Raw genomic sequence first — 19634 nt, forward strand, 5'->3', positions numbered from 1 at the left:
CGGAAAGGGAGAAAATGATGCTTTCCTTTATGCAAAATCTTTCTGCATGGCTCATGTATCGGCCATTTTTGCTGCTGTTGTTTATCGTGAATCTGTTTGGCACAATTTATGGCTACATATGGTATGGCTGGCAATTGAAAATCACAGAGCCTAAATTTTTAATATTCGTGCCGGATAGTCCGACTGCAAGTTTGTTTTTTACGGTTGTTTTAGGGCTATGGCTCATTGGCAAGCGCAGTTCACTGTTTGAGGCATTGGCATTTATCACCTTGATCAAATACGGCCTTTGGGCAGTCGTCATGAATTTACTGACGCTTTGGCAAGCGGGTGAAATCGGCTGGATGGGCTGGATGCTTGTCGGTTCTCATTTTGCGATGGCGCTGCAAGCGGTGCTTTACATAGACCACTACCGTTTTGGCTGGTGGGCTGTTGGGCTTACAGCCGTTTGGACCCTGCATAACGATGTTATCGATTATGTGTTTGGCCAGATGCCGATTTACAGCAGTTTAAGCGATTACAGTGCGCAAATTGGTTATTTCACATTTTGGCTGTCGATTGGCTGCATCGCTTTCGCGGGTTACGTTGCCCAGTTGAACAAAGCAAGTGCGTTTCAATTGACCAATACTGACGTTTCTTAGTAAAATAAAGGTACGAAATAGTATGAAAGAGGTGTGGAAATAAGATATGGGATTCATTGTCTACTTTATCCTGTTGCTTGCTTTGCCGCTATGGGCCCAGTTCAAATTGAAACGAACGTATAGCAAGTATTCAAAAGTCCGTTCTACTTCCGGCCATACGGGCGCGCAAGTTGCCCGCATTATTTTGGACCAAAACGGTTTGCATGATGTGAAAGTTGTGGAAAGCCGCGGTATGTTGAGTGACCACTATAACCCATTAACGAAAATAGTTGCTTTAAGCTCCCATAACTATCACGAAGCTTCGGTTGCTGGCACAGCAGTTGCTGCACACGAAGTAGGGCATGCAATCCAAGACGCGGAAGCTTATTCGTTCCTGCGCTTGCGCCACCGCCTAGTACCGCTTGTTAACGTATCATCGAACGCTTCATGGATTTTTATCATGATCGGTTTGTTCTCCGCCTGGAGCGACGCTTTGCTGCTTGGAATAATCTTGCTTGCTGCAGGGGTTGTGTTCCAAATCATCACGTTGCCGGTGGAGTTCAATGCATCAAGCCGTGCAATGGACCAGTTGTTGTCGCATAACATCATCCGCAACGAAGAAGAAAGGCACGCGAAAAAAGTGCTGAGTGCTGCTGCAATGACTTATGTTGCAGCTACTGCAGTAGCGGTTCTTGAACTGGCACGTTTAGTTTTGATCTATACAGGCATGAACCGTTCATAAAGAAAAACCGGTCCGAATTTTCGGACCGGTTTTTTTGTGGAAACAAAAAAATTTTTCTTTACAGCAAACCCACTGGAGAGTTACCCAATTGGCTGTTTTTGTTCATCAAGCGTAAAACCTTCTCCCATGACATCGTGCACTTCGATAAGGGAGACGAAAGCATGCGGGTCCACACTGTTGATGATATTTTTCAACCGGACGATTTCGTTTTTGGCGACGACGCAGTACAGCACTTCACGTTCTTCTTTCGTAAAATGCCCGTAGCCGCGCAGAATGGTAATCCCCCGGTCCATATCAATCGCAATGCGGCTTGCAATCTCTTCTTGGTAGCTGGAAATTATCAAAGCCCCTCGTCCGGAATAAGCGCCTTCCTGGACAAAATCGATGACGCGGGCTCCTACGAAAACAGCTACCAAGGTGTACATCATCGTCCGATTGTCCAGAAACGTTAAGCGGGACAGAACGATCACAACCGCATCGAACAGGAACATCGTCTTGCCCATGCTCCATCCGCTGTATTTTTGGACAAGGCGCGCGATAATATCCACTCCGCCAGTAGTTCCCCCGTACCTGAAAATGATGCCGAGACCGATGCCGACAGAGACGCCTGCGAACAAAGTGGCCAAGAACAAGTCTTCGTGAAGATCGATTTGGATTTCATAAATAAGGAATAGTTTCAGAAATACTGAAACTGCTACGGTTCCGATAATGGTATAAAGAAACACTTTCCGGCCGAGCAGCTTCCAGCCGATGAAGAACAAAGGAATGTTCAGCAATAAGTTCATTAGCGCAGGATCCCATTGAAACAGGAAAAATAAAATCAATGTTATGCCCGCAAATCCGCCTTCCCCCAATTCGTTTTGGATATTAAAGTGGACAAAACCAAAACTATAAATGGCGGCTCCGATCAAAATAAAGAAAATGTTTTTGATTTGCAGTCCTTTTAGCAAATGATCAACTCCCATCCATTCTTCAACTCTTGTATTATCAGCTATAAGAAGGATTTTGACAACATCCCCCATTTTCTTTACGATGAAAAGAGGAGTGTGATGAAATGGCTGGCCAAAAAACGATGAGCGAACTTCAGCAGGAAGTGGATAATTATATAGGGCAATTCAAGGAAGGTTATTTTGAGCCGCTGGAAATGCTGGCGCGGCTTACGGAAGAACTTGGCGAGCTGGCGCGTGAAGTGATTCATGTACATGGCCCGAAGAAAAAGAAGGCGACCGAAGAAGAGAAAAGCATTGAAGATGAGATGGGCGATATGCTTTTCGTCTTGATTTGCATGGCAAATTCAATGGATATCGATTTGGAAAAAGCGCATGACCGCGTCATGCATAAATTCAACACACGGGACAAAGACCGTTGGACGAGAAAGGAAGAAACAGAATGACAATACGCGTAGCAATTGCAGGGGCAAGAGGCAGAATGGGACAAGAGGCTGTACATACAATTATGAAAAATCCTGATATGGAATTGGTTTCGGTGCTGGATTATAAAAACATCTGGAAGACGCTTGAAGATACGAACCTGTTTCCGCCTTCCTATGGAGCGCCGATATTTACAGACTTAGGGGAACTTCACGAAAAAACAAAACCGGATGTTCTTGTCGACTTAACGTCTCCTGAATCTGTTTATGAACACACTAAGAAAGCTCTGGAGCTCCGTATACGCCCGGTTGTCGGGACAACCGGCTTCACGGATGAAGAACTGGAGGAATTGAAAGCATTTGCGGAAAAAGCGGAAATCGGCTGCATCATAGCGCCGAACTTTGCAGTTGGCGCTGTTTTGATGATGAAATTTGCAGAGCAGGCGGCCAAATATTTACCGGACGTTGAAATCATTGAAATGCACCATGATCAAAAATTGGACGCTCCTTCAGGGACAGCACTGAAGACAGCCAACCTGATTTCCTCGGTGCGTCCGTCACATATCCAAGGCCATCCTAAAGAAAAAGAAACGATCCAGGGCGCCAGAGGCGCTGATTATGAAGGGATGCGCATCCACAGCGTCCGGCTGCCGGGCCTTGTTGCCCATCAGCAGGTGCTGCTGGGAGGAGAAGGCCAGCTATTGACGATTCGCCATGATTCTTTCAACCGCGGTTCGTTCATGTCTGGAGTTGTGCTGTCTGTAAAGACCGTCATGAATTTAAAAGAGCTGGTGTATGGCCTTGAACATATTATCGACTAAAAGGGGAAGATAGAATGAAAATCGCGTTAATTGCCCATGACCGCAAAAAAGACGACTTGGTTCAATTTGTTATAGCTTACCAGCCAATTTTAAAAGAGCATTCGCTTTATGCGACAGGAACGACAGGAAAACGCGTCATTGATGAAGCGGACCTTCCTGTGACCCTTTTCCGTTCTGGACCATTAGGAGGGGATCAGCAGATCGGAGCCATGATTGCCCAGGACCAAATGGATATGATCATCTTTTTCCGCGACCCGTTGACTGCGCAGCCGCATGAGCCGGATGTGACGGCATTGATCCGCTTGTGCGATGTTTACGGCGTGCCTCTTGCAACCAATATGGGGACGGCGGAAGTGCTGTTGAAAGGCTTGTCGGAAGGATTTGTGGACTGGCGATTGATTCGCGGGCGGAGAGGATAGGAGGAAAAGCTTTGCGGAAAATGAAAATCGGCATCACGTGTTATCCCACAGTAGGGGGGTCCGGGGTCGTAGCGACAGAATTAGGGAAAATGCTTGCAGAAAAAGGGCATGAAGTCCACTTTATCACATCAAGCACGCCATTCCGATTGAACCGGAATTATCCCAATATCTACAGCCATCAGGTTGATGTCAACAGCTATTCCGTGTTCCAGTATGCGCCTTATGATATCGCCCTTGCCACAAAAATAGCGGAAGTGATCCAGAACGAAAAACTGGACTTGATGCATGTCCACTATGCCATTCCCCACGCCGTCTGTGCAATTCTCGGCCGGGATATGTCCGGTGCTGACATCGGCATCGTCACCACTCTTCATGGAACCGATATCACGGTTCTTGGCACGGATTCTTCCTTGAAAGAAGCCATACGTTATGGCATAGAAAAATCTGACGTCGTGACAGCTGTATCCGATTCGCTGAAAGACCAGACATATGAAATGATTGATCCGGACCAGGAAATCCAAACGGTATATAATTTTGTGGATGAACGCGAATACCGGCTCAAACACGTAGAGGGATTGAAAGAAGAATTTGGCATCCGGAAAGATGAGAAGGTCATTGTACACGTTTCCAATTTCCGGAAAGTAAAACGCGTTGCCGATGTCGTATCCACATTTTACCGGGTCAAGCAGCAAGTTGATGCTAAACTGCTGTTGATCGGTGATGGCCCGGAAATGGGAAGAGTTGTTCAGCAAGTCCGTGAACTCGGCCTGGAAAACCATGTGCTGTTCCTCGGCAAACGCGATAATTTGTCCGAGCTTTACAATATATGCGATTTGAAACTGCTGCTTTCTGAAAAAGAGGCATTCGGGCTTGTTTTGCTTGAAGCGATGGCTTGCGGCGTTCCAGGCATCGGAGCCCGTATTGGCGGCATGCCCGAAATCATTTCTCCTGGTGTCAACGGTTATTTGATTGATCTAGGGGATGTTGAACAAGCTGCCCGATACGCATTGGAGATTTTGACAAATGACGAACTCCATCGGCAGTTGAAAACCGGCGCTTTGGAGACTGTCGAAAAACGGTTTCATTCAACCTCGATCCTCGAGCAATATGAAGCCATTTATGAAACTCTGCTCGATAGGGGTGGACAAGCATGAAAATTGCGGTGAAAGTGATCCGCATTCTCGAGAACGCTGGATATGAAGCGTACTTGGTAGGGGGAGCAGTCCGTGATTTTTTGCTTGGAAAGCAGCCGGACGATTTTGATGTAGCCACCAGTGCATCACCGGAAAAAGTGAAAGGGCTGTTCAACCGCACAGTCGATACCGGAATCGACCATGGCACTGTATTGGTTCTTCTTGACGGAAGCGGCATAGAAGTGACGACGTTCCGGACTGACGGCTTGTATTCTGACAAGCGGCGGCCGGATTCTGTTGAATTTGTCCAATCGCTGGAAGAGGATTTGAAGCGGCGCGACTTTACCATCAATGCCATGGCTATGGCAGAGGACTTGAATGTGATCGATCCGTTCGGGGGAAGGGAAGACTTGGAAAAACGCATTATCCGGGCTGTCGACAACGCTGATAAACGGTTCCAGGAAGACGCTCTGCGCATGTTGAGGGCCGTACGTTTTTCGGGGCAGCTTGATTTCTGGATCGACGGTGAGACCTTGGCTGCTATTCAAAGGCAAGCCCATCTGATCCGTTCTATAGCGGTCGAGCGCATCAAAGCCGAGCTGGACAAAATTTTTTCGAACAATCATACCGCTCGGAGCATGGGCTATTTGGAACAGTCAGGCTTAAGTGCCAATTTGCCGGCAGGCCCGCTGTTTTCGATTGATTGGTCAGCTTATATTGCCACCGGCGATCATTTGTTAGGATGGAGTTATATGCTTTACCGGCAAGGGGGAAAAGCGGACAATCTACTGGAATATAGATTTTCCAATGACGAAAAGCGGGTGATTGCGAAAGCTTTGGAGGCATCGCGCGCGGAGAATTGGGACGCTTGGACTTTTTATTCCTTTTCAGCCAGAGAATTGAACATCGCTTCTTTTTTGAAGGAAAAGAAAGTGGATGTCGAATCGGAAAAAGCCAAACTGCCCATCCAGTCAAAAAAAGAGCTGGCAGCGACCGGCAATGATCTGATGCAATGGAGCGGAGACGGGCAAGGGCCATGGCTAAAGGGATGGATTTCCGAAATGGAGCGGCAAATTGTGTATGGCCGTCTGCAGAACGATAAAGAACAGATAAAGGAATGGTTTTCACATGAATATCACCGTCACGCATAAACTAGCGAAACGATTGATGGAAGCGGGAGGGGAACCTCTTTCCGGCCAGCGCTTGGCGGACGAATTCAGCATTTCCAGGACTGCTGTTTGGAAGCACATCAAGGAATTAGAAGAAAAGGGCTATTCCATCGAATCGATAAAAAAACGGGGATATATTTTAAAGAGCGTGCCGGATACATTAGAACCGGCTGCGATCCAGCCGCTTTTAAGGACGAAGAAAATCGGCCAAGCAATGGAATATATCGAATCGTGCCCTTCCACTCAAATTCTTGCACACAACCTTGCCCAAGAAGGAACGGCGGATGGAACGGTCGTTTTGACTGAAACACAGACAGAGGGCCGCGGAAGGCTTGCGCGCAAATGGGATTCAGCTCCGCAAAAAGGCATCTGGATGAGCGTTATTCTGAGACCGGATGTGGTTCCGCAAAAAGCGCCGCAATTCACGCTGGTTGCAGCTGTTGCAGTAGTGCGCGCCATTGAAGAAGTAACCGGATTAAAGCCGGAAATCAAATGGCCGAACGATATTCTGTTGAACGGCAAAAAATGCACCGGCATTCTGACTGAATTGCAGTCTGATGCGGACGGCATTCAAGCGTTGATCATCGGCATAGGGATGAACGTCAATCAGGAAATGGAAGATTTCAGCCCGGAAGTCCGTGATATTGCTGCTTCGCTGAAGATGGCAGGCGGACAAGGGGTGAATCGCCAGGACTTGGTTCGTTCCCTGCTCTTCCATTTGGAGCAGTATACAGAGTTGTATGTTGAACAAGGCTTCGGCTTGCTGAAAGTAATGTGGGAAGGCTATTCGTCTACAATTGGGCGCCCGGTCCGTGCAAGGATGGCAAAAGAAACACTCGAAGGCATCGCAGAAGGAATCACCGATGACGGTGTTCTGCAGCTGCGCACACCAGACGGCAGGCTCCATGGCATTTATTCGGCTGATATCGAAATGAAAAATTGATGTTTGGTTTTTTCACAATGCTTCTGGTATAGTGTCATTAGTGGGCAGTATCGCATGCGAACTGCACCCAAACCAAACATTTGAGCAATCCAATCCAATAATTCTGCCTTGATCTTTCAGACAGGGACGGAGGAAACCTAAAATGCATTTTCTGTCCTTCTGTCCTTTTTTAGCGGCGGAAGGCTTTTTATATGGTTTACTCCAAAAAGGAGAGAAAACGTGTGCAAACGATTCGAACGGTCGAAGAACTGAAAAATTGGGTCCGCGAAGAAAAAAAATCGGGACAAACGATCGGGCTGGTCCCGACAATGGGCTTTCTCCACGAAGGCCACCTGTCTTTGGTCGAAAAAGCCAAGCAGGAAAACGACAAAGTGGTCATGAGCATTTTCGTGAACCCGGCGCAATTCGGTCCGAATGAAGATTTCGACCGATATCCGCGCGATATGGAACGGGATCAGCAATTGGCTGCTTCCGCAGGCACAGATGTTATATTTGCCCCTTCGGTTGCGGAAATGTATCCTCGTGAATCGCAAATTTCAATTTCGGCCGGCGCCCAAGCGGAAGTGCTCTGTGGGGCAAAGCGTCCTGGCCACTTTGACGGCGTCTTGAAAGTCGTCACAAAACTGTTTCATTTAACGGAACCCAACCGGGCTTATTTTGGGCAGAAAGACGCGCAGCAGTTGGCGATTATTGAATCGCTTGTCGCTGATTACAATTTTCCGCTGGAGATACGCCGAGGGGAAACGGTACGGGAAGCGGATGGACTTGCAAAAAGTTCCCGGAACGTTTATTTGAGCGAAGCGGAGCGTAGGGAAGCACCGCATTTGCATGCAGCGCTCCAGCTGGGCAAGCAACTCGTGCTTGGAGGCGAAAATCCGTTGCAGGAGATGAGCGAGTACTTGAAGGAACGCATCTCGGGGAAAATCGACTATATTGAATTGCATGACTACCCGACACTGTCAAAAGAAATTACAGACGAAGCCATTTTGGCGCTAGCCGTGCAGTTTGAAAAAGCGCGTTTGATCGATAATGTCATCATAAAATTAAAGGGGAACTGAAAATGCTGCGAATGATGCTAAATGCCAAACTCCATCGTGCGACTGTAACACAAGCCGACCTTAACTATGTCGGAAGCATCACGATTGACCAAGATTTACTGGATGCAGCGGGCATGCTGCCGAACGAGAAAGTCCATGTGGTCAACAACAACAACGGCGCCCGGTTTGAGACGTATATCATTGCGGGGGAACGGGGAAGCGGCGTGATATGTGTGAACGGCGCAGCGGCTCGCCTTGTCCAAAAAGGAGACATTGTCATCGTGCTGACGTATGGCTATGTTATGGATGAGAACGCGCCCAGCCATAAACCGACTGTCGCCATCATGAATGAAGACAATACGATTCGGGAAATTATCCATTATGAACCTGAAGCAACCATCATGTAAGAATGCGCCTCCATGTTTGGAGGCTTTTTTGTTGGTCTTCCATAAGCGGTCCGTGACATTTTTATGGCTGAACGCAAAGGCATGGGTGAATTAGTCTTGCCGTTAAAAGACGGAAGGCTGAACGATATGGTACAATTTTTACGAGAGATTCACCTTAGAAAGAGGGATTTTGATGAATACGCAAAAATATGTTGTTGTCGATATTGAAACAACGGGACATTCCCCTGCAAAAGGTGACCGGATTATTCAAATAGCGCTCGTGACGATTGAAAAAGGTGTTATTGTTGATACATATATGAAGTTTATCAATCCTGGGAAAAAAATTCCGGTGTTTATTCAAGATTTGACGAATATCTCGGATAAGGACGTGGCAACTGCTCCGCCTTTTGAAGATTTTGCCGAAACGATCTTCGAAAAATTGCAGGACGCCATCTTTGTGGCGCATAATACCAATTTCGACTTGACTTTTTTGCAGGCTGAACTGAAAAGGAGCGGGCTGCCGAAATGGCATGGCCTTGCTATGGACACAGTCGAGCTTACGCGCCTGATGTACCCGACAGCGTTCAGCTATAAATTGCAGGATATCGCAGCGGAACTTGGCATTCCGCTGACAAGCGCACATCGTGCAGATGAAGATGCAATAGCCACAGCCCATTTGTTCCTCCGCGCCAAGGAAGATATGGGAAGGCTTCCTTACGATACGCTGTCGCTTTTGCATAAGCGGTCGTTCCAGTTAAAGTCCGATCTGTCCCGCTTGGTGTTTGAGATGATGCAGAAAAAAAGAAATGCGCAGCCCGATTTGTTCGACCGCTTTAATGGCATTCCGCTAAAAATCAAAAACAGAATTTCAAACACAGCTCCTGTGGAAGTGCCATCGGGGGACTGGCAAAATCGGCTCGAACGAGCGTTCCCCAATTTTGAGCGCCGTAAAAGCCAAATAGATATGATGAATTCCATTCAAAACACCCTGTTTGAAAACGGGGAAATGGTTATCGAAGCATCGACCGGCATGGGCAAGACGATTGCATATTTGCTGCCGGCAGCAGAATTCGCCTTTGCGACAAACAAGCAAGTTGTTGTCAGTACCTATACGACCCACCTGCAAGACCAATTGCTGCAAAATGAAGGGAAAATCGTTGAAAGAGCCATCGGGGCGCCGCTTCGCATTGCACTGATCAAAGGGCTGGGCCATTATATTGACCTGACCCGGTTTGCAGAATTGTTGCAAGGGGATGATGAATCCTATGATGAAACATTTACCATCATGCAAGTTTTAATATGGTTGACTTCCACAGAAACAGGCGATTTGAATGAACTGAATGTCTCAAGCGGCGGCCAGTTTTTGCTCGATAAAATCCGGCGTTCGCATCTTAGGAGGCTGACGCCGCCTGAAAAACGGTATGATTATTACGAAAACGCCTTGATGCAAGCCAAAGAAGCGCATATTATCGTAACCAATCATGCTTTCTTATTGAATCAACGGGTGCCTAACCCGGCTGTTCTGGAGAATGTCGGCGCCTTTATTTGGGATGAAGCCCACCAAGTGGTCCAAGCCGCCGTCGCTCAGCACGAAAAAACATTCGTTTATACCCAATGGAAATATATTTTTGGCCAGCTCGGGCTGTACGATGAACAGCAGCTGTTTTCAAAACTCTATGAAGCAGCGGACCGTACCGGATTTTCAACAGTGCCGGAACTATTGAAATTAGAGTCGCTGTTCATCAAGTTTGTGGCATTGTTCGATGAAGTCAGCGCCATTTTGTCAGCCAGTTTTTCCGAGAAGTTCAGAAACAGCCGGCATCAAAAATGCTCTTCATTATTGAGTGAATTGGACATCAACAAAGACCGGTTTTTTGATATGCTGCGCTATTTGAACGAATGGATCGATTTGTCGCAGCTTATTTTGCAAAAAGCGGACCGTCTTACGGAAAAAACAGTCAGTGACCGGATCATCCTGACCGATTGGCGCCATTGGACAGAAGAGCTGATGTTGAAAGCAGTCGAATTCAGCGAAATTTTCGTTTTCCCGCTGGCTGATGAAGTCAGTTGGATCGAAGGCGATTTAAGAAGTCTGCCTAACAGCTTATCGTTCTACAAACGTCCGTTTGAAGTGACTTCGCTTGTTGAAAACGTCATCGGCCCAGTTCGTGGAACAAAAGCGGTTGTCTGGTTGTCTGGAACGATGAGCGTGCCTTCGAACGAACGGTTTATCGTCAATCAGCTCGGCATTCCACGGAATGTTCCCATTTCCAAATTCGATCCGCCGAAAGATTTCTACCAAGGGGCCCGCGTTTTTGTCGTCGATGATATGCCGGATATCCAACAAGTTTCCCAGAGCGAATACATCGAGTCGGTCGCTGATGCTGTCGTCCAGACGGTGCTTGTTACGGAAGGTCGCTGTTTTGTGTTGTTCACATCCCAGGACATGCTGCGCAAAACGGTAGAGCTGATTCAAGATACCGGCCTGTTGGATGATTATATGCTGTTTGCCCAAGGTATTTCTTCCGGCAGCCGGTTAAGGCTGCTGAAGTCGTTCCAGCGTTTCCAGAAATCCGTTTTGTTTGGCACGAACAGTTTCTGGGAAGGAGTGGACGTGCCGGGGGACGCGCTGCGTGCTGTAGTCGTCGTTCGTCTGCCATTCACGTCGCCGGATGAGCCGATCTTCAAAGCAAGAACTGAAGCAATCGCAAAAGAAGGGGTCAATCCATTTCTTCAGTATGCGCTGCCGGAAGCCGTGTTGAGGCTTCGCCAAGGATTCGGGCGGCTGATCCGGTCGAAAAACGACAAAGGGCTGTTCATTGTGTTGGACCGCCGGATTGAGACGAAGTCATATGGCAAGGAATTTCTAAGCGCCTTGCCAAAAGTGAAAGTCTCAAAAGTGTCCTTAGAAAAGATGGTAACGGATATTGAAGATTGGTATAATAAGCAATGATAGTTTGGCAAAGAAAAAAGAGTGCAAGCGGGAAGCTGCCGAATTATTTCTTTAGGCGAAAAAGCGAAGGGAAGGTCACATATGGAATCCAAAATTGAAGTTCTTACTACCGTGAATGTAACGTACCAAGAGGATTTGTATAAAGTAGTGGACGCCTTGAACCGGACATTGAAGCACAATAATTTGATGTTTGGCTTGGCGCTTGATAAAGAAGACCAGACAAAAGCGGTTTTCACAATTTATAAGACTTAGGTGATCAAATGAAGCAATGGGTTATATTTATATCGGGCTTTCTCTCTTTTTTGGCGGTCGCGCTGATGATTTTAATCATTTTCACGGGCAATAAGCCATTTTCTGCAGCTGAAAAAGAAGCTGTGGAACGCGTGGAAAGCGAGAATCTGCTTGCGGATATCGACCGGACATATGTTTATTCGAACAAGCAGCTCTCTGTCACCGTCATAGGCACAGATGCAGAAGGCAAGGCCAAAGCGGCCTTCGTTCCATCAGGAAAGGGCAAAATAGAGGCGATCAGCCTTGAAGATAAAATAACTGCCCAAGAAGCGCGCGAAATCGCGCTGAAAGAGATGGAAGTCAAAGATATTTTGCATACGAAATTGGGAATGGAAAGCGATGGCCCGGTTTGGGAAATTGCTTTTATAAATGAGGAAGAGCAATTGAATTACGTTTATATTCTAGCAAAAGATGGAACTTGGTGGAAACGTATTTTGAATTTGTGAAAGGGCTGATAATATTTGATCAACTTAGCAGGGCGCGTCCAAACTTTAACACCTTCTACAACTTTGGCCATTACGGCAAAAGCGAACGAACTGAAAGCTGCAGGAGTTGACGTCATTGGCTTGGGAGCGGGAGAGCCAGACTACAATACTCCGGAAAACATTTTAACTGCTGCTTATCAGTCCATGAAAGACGGCAAGACGAAATATACACCTTCAGGCGGCCTGCCTGCTTTGAAAGAAGCGATTATCAACAAGCTGAAGCAGGACCAGAATTTAGCCTATGAACCAAAAGAAATCATGGTCGGGATTGGTGCGAAACACGTACTATACACGTTATTCCAGGTTTTGCTTAATGAAGGCGATGAAGTGATCATCCCGATCCCATATTGGGTCAGCTATCCGGAACAAGTGAAATTGGCGCAAGGGGTTCCGGTATACATAGAAGCGACATCCAGCCAATCATACAAAATAACTGCCGAACAATTGCGGGATGCAATAACCGAACGCACAAAAGCCGTGATCATCAATTCACCGAGCAATCCGACAGGCATGCTTTATACAAAAGAAGAGTTGGCAGAGCTTGCGGAAGTTTGCCGCGAGGCGGATATTCTGATTGTCTCCGACGAAATTTATGAGAAACTGATCTACGGCGAAGCAGTCCATACCTCAGTAGCAGAACTGTCAGAAGACGCCAAAAAACGGACAATCATCATCAATGGTGTATCAAAATCCCATTCCATGACGGGCTGGCGAATCGGTTATGCTGCAGGCGATGCGAAAATCATCAAAGCGATGACTGATCTGGCTAGCCATTCCACATCAAATCCGACGACGACTTCACAATATGCAGCAATTGAAGCGTACAATGGACCGCAAGACGCGGTGGAAGAAATGCGCCAGGCTTTTGAAGAGCGGCTGGAAGCTATTTTCCCGAAAGTCGCGGCAATCCCGGGCTTTAACGTAATTCGTCCGGAAGGGGCGTTTTACTTGCTGCCGGAAGTGGCAGAGGCAGCGGAAAAAACCGGCTATTCCTCTGTTGATGAATTTGCGACGGCGCTTTTGACAGAAGCGAATGTCGCAGTCATCCCGGGTTCCGGATTCGGCGCTCCGTCGACAATCCGTTTGTCATACGCAACTTCCCTAGAAGCGCTGACAGAAGCGGTTGCCCGTATCGATAAATTTGTTGCATCAAAATGGCAAGACTAAGAAGATTATTTTTTGGAGGCTAGTATGAAAAAGATAACAATTGCCGAAATGGCAAAATATAACGGACAAACAATCAAATTAGGCGCTTGGGTAGCGAACAAGCGCTCAAGCGGAAAAATCGCTTTTCTTCAACTTCGCGATGGTACAGGTTTTGTACAAGGCGTAGTTGTGAAAGCGGAGGTGGGGGAAGAACTGTTTGCAACCGCGAAAGGGCTGACTCAGGAAACATCCCTTTATGTGACGGGCGAAGTGAAAGAAGACGAGCGTTCATCATTCGGTTACGAGCTTCAGGTCACAGGCATCGAAGTGCTTCATGTTGCGACTGATTTCCCTATCACACCAAAAGAGCACGGCACAGAATTTTTAATGGACAACCGCCACTTATGGCTTCGATCAAGAAAACAGCATGCCATCATGAAGATCCGCAATGAAATCATCCGAGCAACGTACGAGTTTTTCAACGACAATGGGTTTGTCAAAGTGGATCCGCCGATTCTTACAGGTTCAGCACCTGAAGGAACTTCCGAGCTATTTGCAACAAAGTATTTCGATGAAGACGCGTTCTTATCGCAGTCTGGTCAGCTTTATATGGAAGCTGCTGCAATGGCACTTGGGAAAGTATTTTCTTTCGGCCCGACTTTCCGCGCGGAAAAATCCAAGACACGCCGCCATTTGATCGAATTCTGGATGATCGAACCGGAAATGGCTTTTGTTGAACATGAAGAAAGCCTGGAAGTGCAGGAGCAGTTCGTCTCGCATATTGTCCAATCGGTCTTGAAAAACTGTGCGTTGGAGCTGGAGCGTTTAGAAAGAGATACAACGAAACTTGAAAAAATAAAAGCACCATTCCCGCGCATTTCATATGATGACGCCATCAAATGGTTGAATGACAACGGTTATGACGACATTAAATGGGGAGATGATTTTGGCGCTCCGCATGAAACGGCGATTGCTGAAAATCACGATATGCCGGTCTTTATCGTCAATTACCCGATCGGCATCAAACCGTTTTACATGCAGCCGCACCCTGAGCGCAATGATGTCGTCCTGTGTGCAGATTTGATCGCCCCGGAAGGATACGGGGAAATCATCGGCGGTTCTGAACGGATCCACGATTTTGAATTGATGAAACAACGCATAAATGAGCACAATTTAGACGAGCAGGCGTATGCATGGTATTTGGAACTCAGCAAATATGGAGCTGTCCCGCATTCAGGCTTCGGGCTTGGGCTTGAGCGCACTGTGGCGTGGATCAGCGGAGCCGAGCACGTTCGCGAATCCATTCCATTCCCACGACTGTTGAACCGTCTTTATCCATAATTAGTTCACTTCAGGGCTGAACCGCAAAACGGTTTCAGTTTAAAACGAAGAGCGGCCGTTTTGTGGAACTCCTGCATCATTGGCCGGCATTACCGGGTTACCGCCCGGCGCAGAAACGAATAGAAAGGTGGTTGGGATATGCAACAGCCGAATCGACTGCAGACCTGGATCGAGCAGGGAAATGTTCACATTTCCCAGCTTTTTTTTCAATTCTATAAGGAATTGAAGATCACGGACGAAGAAGCGATGTTGCTTATGCACATACACGCGTTTCAACAGCAAGGAAATCAATTCCCCACCCCTGATGAAATAGGCGCACGCATGATGACTTCGCAATTAAATGTCACGACAATGCTGCAAAAATTGATGCAGCAAGGCTATTTAGCCATTCAACAAGAAACAATAGAAGAAGTGCTGAACGAAAAGATTTCGCTGCAGCCGCTTTGGGACAGGCTGCTCGACTGTGTATTCAAAGAGCAGGACCAAGAAAAAGAAAACTCCCAACAGGAAATGGAAGGAGAAATCTTCCAGTTGTTTGAACAGGAATTCGGCCGTTTCCTTTCGCCGATGGAAATCGAGACAATATCCATGTGGATGGACCAGGACGGACATACGCCTGCGATTATACGCATGGCCCTGAAAGAAGCGGTCATCTCTCAAAAAATCAGTCTGCGTTACGTAGACCGGATTTTATTTGAGTGGAAAAAGAAAAACATCAAAACGAAAACAGAAGTATCCAAACATGCAACATCTTTCAGAGAAAAAAATATACGGATCCAGCCCGCAGGAAATTCGGCAAAAAAAGTGCAATTTTACAATTGGCTGGAGGACCGCAACTAGAAGGTGATCGGTTTGATGACGAGAAAAGAATGGCACCATTGCCTCGAAGAAATGGATCATATGTTTCCGGACGCCCATTGCGAACTTGTTCATAGAAATCCTTTCGATTTATTGATTGCCACGTTGTTGTCTGCACAATGTACAGACAAACTGGTAAACCGGGTGACTGCGACACTTTTTCAAAAGTACGCAGTGCCGGAAGATTATGCAGCGGTTCCTTTGGAGGAATTGGAACAAGATATCCGTTCCATCGGACTTTACCGCAATAAAGCGAAAAACATACAGGCGCTTAGCCGGATACTCATAGACCAATACGAAAGCCAAGTGCCGGCAGACCGGGATCTCTTGATGACGCTTCCTGGTGTAGGCCGCAAGACAGCCAACGTTGTCGTATCAGTGGCTTTTGATATACCGGCGCTCGCCGTGGACACCCATGTCGAGCGTGTAGCAAAACGGTTAGGCATGAACCGCTGGAAAGATACGCCTCTGCAAGTGGAAGAGACAATCATGAAAAAGACATCGAAGGAAAATTGGTCGAAAACGCACCATCAAATCATTTTCTTTGGCCGTTACCACTGCAAGGCACAAAATCCCGGCTGCCATATCTGTCCGCTTTTTGACCGGTGCAGGGAAGGGAAAAAGCGTGATAAAAAGGGACTTGTTAAACGTGAAGTTGTCACTAAGGTTAACTAAAGAACTTATAGATCCGTTTTTTAGCGAGTGGGAAAACAGGTCGCCCGTCATTTCTGAATTGCATAAGCAGCGCAAACAACCCAAAAACGAGGTGGAAGCAGGCATTCTTCTATACAGGAAGCTGCTTGCCCATTGCAACAAACCGGAATCGGCTTCCAATGGACAAGCATTGATGCCCGTGAACGGGGAAGAACGTTTGGCTTTCATTGAGTCCAATCCAGGCAGCTTTGCTGCTTTCCGCCAACTTGATGAGCTTTTCAAAGAGATGAAGAAGGGAATAGCATCAAAGCGTGTCCAACTGAAAAGGGCCGAAGAGAAAACATAAAAGCCCCCGCATCAGCAATATCGCTGATGCGGGGGCTTTTTATAGGCCGGAAAAGAGACCTATGAAATTGGTAGAGAAACGGAGAAGGGGACTTTAATTTCCGTTCCCATTCCCATTTCCTTGGTTGCCACTGCCTTGGTCCTCATTCCCATTTCCTTGGTTGCCACTGCCTTGGTCCTCATTTCCATTTCCTTGGTTGCCACTGCCTTGGTCTCCATTTCCATTTCCTTGATTGCCACTGCCTTGGTCTCCATTTCCTTGATTGCTATTTTCATTGCTATTATTATCATTTTCTTCTTCATTTTGAACTGGGGTGTCAGTTTGGCCTCTGCGGGATGCAGTTCCATCTTCTTCGGCCGGCTCTTCCTCGGCCGGCTCTTCTTCGGCCGGCTCTTCTTCGGCCGGTTCTTCTTCGACCGGTTCTTCCTCGGCCGGCTCTTCTTCGGCCGGCTCTTCTTCGGCCGGTTCTTCCTCAGCCGGTTCTTCTTCAACCGGTTCTTCTTCAACCGGTTCCTCTTCGGCCGGTTCCTCTTCGACCGGTTCCTCGGAAGCGGCAAGTTCCACAGTGACGGAAGCTGGATCGCTTCGCTGATCATCGGTTACAGCCGTTACGCTGAATGTGTAGGAAGTCCCTTGCTCAAGGCCATTGAAAGTATAGTTGGTGCCGCTTGTCGTGGTTAAGACTGACCCGTTTACCGCAACTTCAAATGCGACATCTGCATCGCCGCCATATGTCCAAGTTAGAGCGGCGGACTGCCCTTCAACATCAGCGCGCAATCCGGAAGGGGCATCCAACTCTTCCTGTACATATGTTTCGGATATTTGGGTCGGCTCTTCGCCGCGTACAAACAATTCGGTTCTTCTCAAACTGTATGGCGTGTAGTCGCTCGCCAATTTAAGAGGAGAGGTGCCTCTCTCTATTGTTTTTTCAACTACTGAATCAGGCTGCTGGAAACCTTCAGTGTCTGAGCTTGAAATTTCTGACATCACCTGTTTGAAAAGGCGTTGAGCCAGCAAGCGTTCGTCAGACCCGGTATCTATCGCATATTTACGGGAAGGGTAGCCGCTCCAGACAGAAATGGAATAATCGGTTGTATAGCCGGCAAACCAAACATCCGGTGCAGAAGATGCATCCAGATTGTAATCGCTGATTTCATCTGCTGTATAGTTGGAAGTTCCTGTTTTGCCTGCCAGGTCCAGGCCGCTAATAGCTGCTTCTTTTCCTGTGGCGCCTGCTATGCTCGGGTCGACAACATCACGCAGCATATCGGTCACCATATAGGCGGTACTGTCCTTCATCGCTTCCACCGGTTCCGGTTGGACGACTTGTTCGGTTGTGCCATCGCGGAAAACGATTTTTGTAATGGTATGGGGTTCTGTAAATTCCCCTCCATTTCCAAAAGCAGCAAAGGCGCCGGCCATTTCGACCGTCGAAATGTTCTTTTCCGGTGAGCCAAGAGAAGCAGACTCATAAATTCCGCCGAAATCCAAGCCTAATCTTTTCGTGAATTCCGAAGCCTCATCAAATCCTACTTCTTGCAAGGTTTTGACTGCCGGAATATTGCGTGAGCGATATAAAGCTTCACGGACAGTCATTGGTCCAAGGAAATCTCCATCGACATTCCGGATTTCCTGGCCGCTTTCGTATTCATATGGTTCGTCGACAAGCGTTTGGCCGGTCGACCAATTCAGAAATTCGATTGCGGGACCGTAGTCAAGCAAAGGTTTGATCGTCGACCCGATAACACGGTCTTTGGAAACTGCATAGTTTCTCCGGACATCACCGCTGTAATCACGGCCAGCCCCGATAGCGCGGATGCCGCCAGTTTCTGTATCGACAATCGTCATCGCGGATTCCACATCTTCGTCGAAAAACAGATCAGAGGACATGGCTTCGTTTACCGCTTTTTGTACTGATGGGTCCAGCGTCGTATAGACGGTCAGCCCCTCATCCAGAGAAATGTCTCCATCAAGCGATTCAAGCTCGTCTTCCACCATTTCCATGAAAGCTGTATACTCCCCGGTCGCTGCGGTTTGCTGGCGGTCCTCTTCTTTTAGCAGCGAATCTTCAATAGGCACTGCTTGGGCTTCCTCTTTCTCGGCTGTGGTAATTTTGCCATGCTGTTCCATCAGGCTCAAAACAACATTTCGTCTTGTTTCTGCCCGCTCAGGATTTTTGAAAGGGTTGTAGCCGTTAGGGCTTTGAGGCATTCCGGCCAACATGGCCATTTCATGCAGTTCCAATTCGTTAAGCGGTTTTCCAAAGAAATATTCGGCTGCCGTTCCGAAGCCGTAGATATTGCCGGACATCAAGATTTTATTGAAGTACATCTCGAAAATTTCTTCTTTTTCGTACTTTTGCTCAAGCTTATAAGCCAAATAAGCTTCCTGGGCTTTTCGCTTCAACGTTTTATCATTGGATAGAAACGAGTTCTTGATCACTTGCTGTGTGATTGTACTCGCTCCCTGAGAACCGAATCCACCGGTTATGTTGGCGACAACTGCGCCTCCGAGCCGGATCACATCGATGCCGGAATGCTTGTAGAATCGGTTGTCCTCAGTTGCCAAGATAGCATCTTCCATCTCTTTCGGAATATCCTCATAGTTGATATAAGTCCGGTTTTCAGTGGTTATATAAGGGATTTCCGTTTCGCCGTCAGCAGCTAAAAAAGTTGGGGTGATAGGGTCTCTCAGCAACTCTTCATCAATTTCCGGCGCGCTGCTTGCATAATAAGCGAACAGCCCGGCTCCGCATATAAATCCGATCAATCCGATCAAAACAAGTGCTGTAAAGATTCGTTTGATCCAGGAAGTTCCTGGCTTCTGCTTTTTCTTGCTGGTCTTTTTCTTTTGTTGTTCGATTGCTTTTCTGCGCTGTTCGCGCGAAATTGGTTTTTCGCTCACAATCGGTTCCTCACTTTCAT

20 protein-coding genes are annotated in these 19634 nt (G+C 47.3%); 18 read left to right on the forward strand and 2 right to left on the reverse strand.

The window, feature by feature from the left end:
* The first annotated feature begins 29 nt into the window (after positions 1-29).
* Positions 30-638: a lipoprotein heptaprenylglyceryl N-acetyltransferase LhaT gene (gene lhaT / locus FQV30_RS07455; RefSeq protein WP_255473347.1), complete on the forward strand. Its 609-nt coding sequence runs from the start codon at positions 30-32 to the stop codon at positions 636-638.
* Between the two features lie 46 nt (positions 639-684).
* The gene (locus FQV30_RS07460) at positions 685-1359 is read left to right on the forward strand and encodes a zinc metallopeptidase (RefSeq protein WP_146499461.1); all 675 of its coding nucleotides are present in this window, start codon (positions 685-687) and stop codon (positions 1357-1359) included.
* A gap of 80 nt (positions 1360-1439) precedes the next feature.
* Here FQV30_RS07460 and FQV30_RS07465 read toward each other — a convergent pair whose 3' ends face one another.
* Positions 1440-2309: a YitT family protein gene (locus FQV30_RS07465; protein WP_146499462.1), complete on the reverse strand. Its 870-nt coding sequence runs from the start codon at positions 2307-2309 to the stop codon at positions 1440-1442.
* 104 nt (positions 2310-2413) lie between these two features.
* On the opposite strand from FQV30_RS07465, the gene FQV30_RS07470 reads away from it, so the two are divergent.
* The 16 genes from FQV30_RS07470 (at position 2414) to FQV30_RS07545 (ending at position 16710) form a co-directional block, all read left to right on the forward strand.
* Positions 2414-2752 (forward strand): nucleotide pyrophosphohydrolase, encoded by a 339-nt coding sequence (locus tag FQV30_RS07470; protein WP_146499463.1) that lies wholly within the window; start codon positions 2414-2416, stop codon positions 2750-2752.
* Positions 2749-3549, forward strand: coding sequence for a 4-hydroxy-tetrahydrodipicolinate reductase (dapB, locus tag FQV30_RS07475; RefSeq protein ID WP_146499464.1), 801 nt, complete (start codon positions 2749-2751; stop codon positions 3547-3549). Before FQV30_RS07470 ends, dapB begins: the two co-directional genes overlap by 4 nt.
* A gap of 14 nt (positions 3550-3563) precedes the next feature.
* Positions 3564-3968 carry a methylglyoxal synthase gene (gene mgsA / locus FQV30_RS07480; protein ID WP_146499465.1) on the forward strand — a complete coding sequence of 135 codons (405 nt, stop codon included), beginning with the start codon at positions 3564-3566 and terminating at the stop codon, positions 3966-3968.
* An 11-nt stretch (positions 3969-3979) separates the two neighbouring features.
* Positions 3980-5122 (forward strand): N-acetyl-alpha-D-glucosaminyl L-malate synthase BshA, encoded by a 1143-nt coding sequence (gene bshA / locus FQV30_RS07485; protein ID WP_146499466.1) that lies wholly within the window; start codon positions 3980-3982, stop codon positions 5120-5122.
* Positions 5119-6252, forward strand: a complete 1134-nt coding sequence (locus FQV30_RS07490) for a CCA tRNA nucleotidyltransferase (protein ID WP_146499467.1) — start codon at positions 5119-5121, stop codon at positions 6250-6252. Before bshA ends, FQV30_RS07490 begins: the two co-directional genes overlap by 4 nt.
* Positions 6230-7213, forward strand: a complete 984-nt coding sequence (locus FQV30_RS07495; protein ID WP_146499468.1) for a biotin--[acetyl-CoA-carboxylase] ligase — start codon at positions 6230-6232, stop codon at positions 7211-7213. The genes FQV30_RS07490 and FQV30_RS07495 overlap by 23 nt, the downstream gene beginning before the upstream one ends.
* A 221-nt stretch (positions 7214-7434) precedes the next feature.
* Complete coding sequence (gene panC / locus FQV30_RS07500) at positions 7435-8271, forward strand: pantoate--beta-alanine ligase (protein ID WP_146499469.1); 837 nt, start codon at positions 7435-7437, stop codon at positions 8269-8271.
* Positions 8272-8273: 2 nt separating this feature from the next.
* Entirely contained in the window at positions 8274-8657 is a 384-nt protein-coding gene (gene panD / locus FQV30_RS07505) for an aspartate 1-decarboxylase (protein ID WP_146499470.1), read from the forward strand.
* Between the two features lie 172 nt (positions 8658-8829).
* The gene (gene dinG, locus FQV30_RS07510) at positions 8830-11589 is read left to right on the forward strand and encodes an ATP-dependent DNA helicase DinG (protein ID WP_186725547.1); all 2760 of its coding nucleotides are present in this window, start codon (positions 8830-8832) and stop codon (positions 11587-11589) included.
* An 81-nt stretch (positions 11590-11670) separates the two neighbouring features.
* Positions 11671-11841: a YpmA family protein gene (locus FQV30_RS07515; protein ID WP_146497661.1), complete on the forward strand. Its 171-nt coding sequence runs from the start codon at positions 11671-11673 to the stop codon at positions 11839-11841.
* 65 nt (positions 11842-11906) lie between these two features.
* Complete coding sequence (locus FQV30_RS07520) at positions 11907-12326, forward strand: cell wall elongation regulator TseB-like domain-containing protein (RefSeq protein WP_255473348.1); 420 nt, start codon at positions 11907-11909, stop codon at positions 12324-12326.
* 15 nt (positions 12327-12341) lie between these two features.
* Entirely contained in the window at positions 12342-13532 is a 1191-nt protein-coding gene (locus FQV30_RS07525) for a pyridoxal phosphate-dependent aminotransferase (protein WP_146499473.1), read from the forward strand.
* Between the two features lie 24 nt (positions 13533-13556).
* Entirely contained in the window at positions 13557-14852 is a 1296-nt protein-coding gene (asnS, locus tag FQV30_RS07530; RefSeq protein ID WP_146499474.1) for an asparagine--tRNA ligase, read from the forward strand.
* A 138-nt stretch (positions 14853-14990) separates the two neighbouring features.
* Positions 14991-15692, forward strand: coding sequence for a DnaD domain-containing protein (locus FQV30_RS07535; protein ID WP_146499475.1), 702 nt, complete (start codon positions 14991-14993; stop codon positions 15690-15692).
* A 12-nt stretch (positions 15693-15704) separates the two neighbouring features.
* Positions 15705-16385 (forward strand): endonuclease III, encoded by a 681-nt coding sequence (gene nth, locus FQV30_RS07540; protein WP_146499476.1) that lies wholly within the window; start codon positions 15705-15707, stop codon positions 16383-16385.
* A complete protein-coding gene (locus tag FQV30_RS07545) occupies positions 16360-16710 on the forward strand; it encodes a YpoC family protein (RefSeq protein WP_146499477.1) in 351 nt (116 codons plus the stop codon). The genes nth and FQV30_RS07545 overlap by 26 nt, the downstream gene beginning before the upstream one ends.
* Positions 16711-16803: 93 nt before the next feature.
* On the opposite strand, the gene FQV30_RS07550 is transcribed toward FQV30_RS07545, so the two are convergent.
* Entirely contained in the window at positions 16804-19614 is a 2811-nt protein-coding gene (locus FQV30_RS07550; protein ID WP_146499478.1) for a penicillin-binding protein 1A, read from the reverse strand.
* Positions 19615-19634: the final 20 nt, after the last annotated feature.

The organism is Planomicrobium sp. CPCC 101110, assembly GCF_007859395.1.
Lineage (GTDB): Bacteria > Bacillota > Bacilli > Bacillales_A > Planococcaceae > Planococcus.

Excerpts from the sequence above, each read along its gene's own strand:
- lhaT (WP_255473347.1), top strand. The coding sequence starts at position 30 with ATGCAAAATCTTTCTGCATGGCTCATGTATCGGCCATTTTTGCTGCTG.
- FQV30_RS07460 (WP_146499461.1), top strand. The coding sequence starts at position 685 with ATGGGATTCATTGTCTACTTTATCCTGTTGCTTGCTTTGCCGCTATGG.
- FQV30_RS07470 (WP_146499463.1), top strand. The coding sequence starts at position 2,414 with ATGGCTGGCCAAAAAACGATGAGCGAACTTCAGCAGGAAGTGGATAAT.
- dapB (WP_146499464.1), top strand. The coding sequence starts at position 2,749 with ATGACAATACGCGTAGCAATTGCAGGGGCAAGAGGCAGAATGGGACAA.
- mgsA (WP_146499465.1), top strand. The coding sequence starts at position 3,564 with ATGAAAATCGCGTTAATTGCCCATGACCGCAAAAAAGACGACTTGGTT.
- FQV30_RS07490 (WP_146499467.1), top strand. The coding sequence starts at position 5,119 with ATGAAAATTGCGGTGAAAGTGATCCGCATTCTCGAGAACGCTGGATAT.
- FQV30_RS07495 (WP_146499468.1), top strand. The coding sequence starts at position 6,230 with ATGAATATCACCGTCACGCATAAACTAGCGAAACGATTGATGGAAGCG.
- panD (WP_146499470.1), top strand. The coding sequence starts at position 8,274 with ATGCTGCGAATGATGCTAAATGCCAAACTCCATCGTGCGACTGTAACA.
- dinG (WP_186725547.1), top strand. The coding sequence starts at position 8,830 with ATGAATACGCAAAAATATGTTGTTGTCGATATTGAAACAACGGGACAT.
- FQV30_RS07515 (WP_146497661.1), top strand. The coding sequence starts at position 11,671 with ATGGAATCCAAAATTGAAGTTCTTACTACCGTGAATGTAACGTACCAA.
- FQV30_RS07520 (WP_255473348.1), top strand. The coding sequence starts at position 11,907 with ATGATTTTAATCATTTTCACGGGCAATAAGCCATTTTCTGCAGCTGAA.
- asnS (WP_146499474.1), top strand. The coding sequence starts at position 13,557 with ATGAAAAAGATAACAATTGCCGAAATGGCAAAATATAACGGACAAACA.
- FQV30_RS07535 (WP_146499475.1), top strand. The coding sequence starts at position 14,991 with ATGCAACAGCCGAATCGACTGCAGACCTGGATCGAGCAGGGAAATGTT.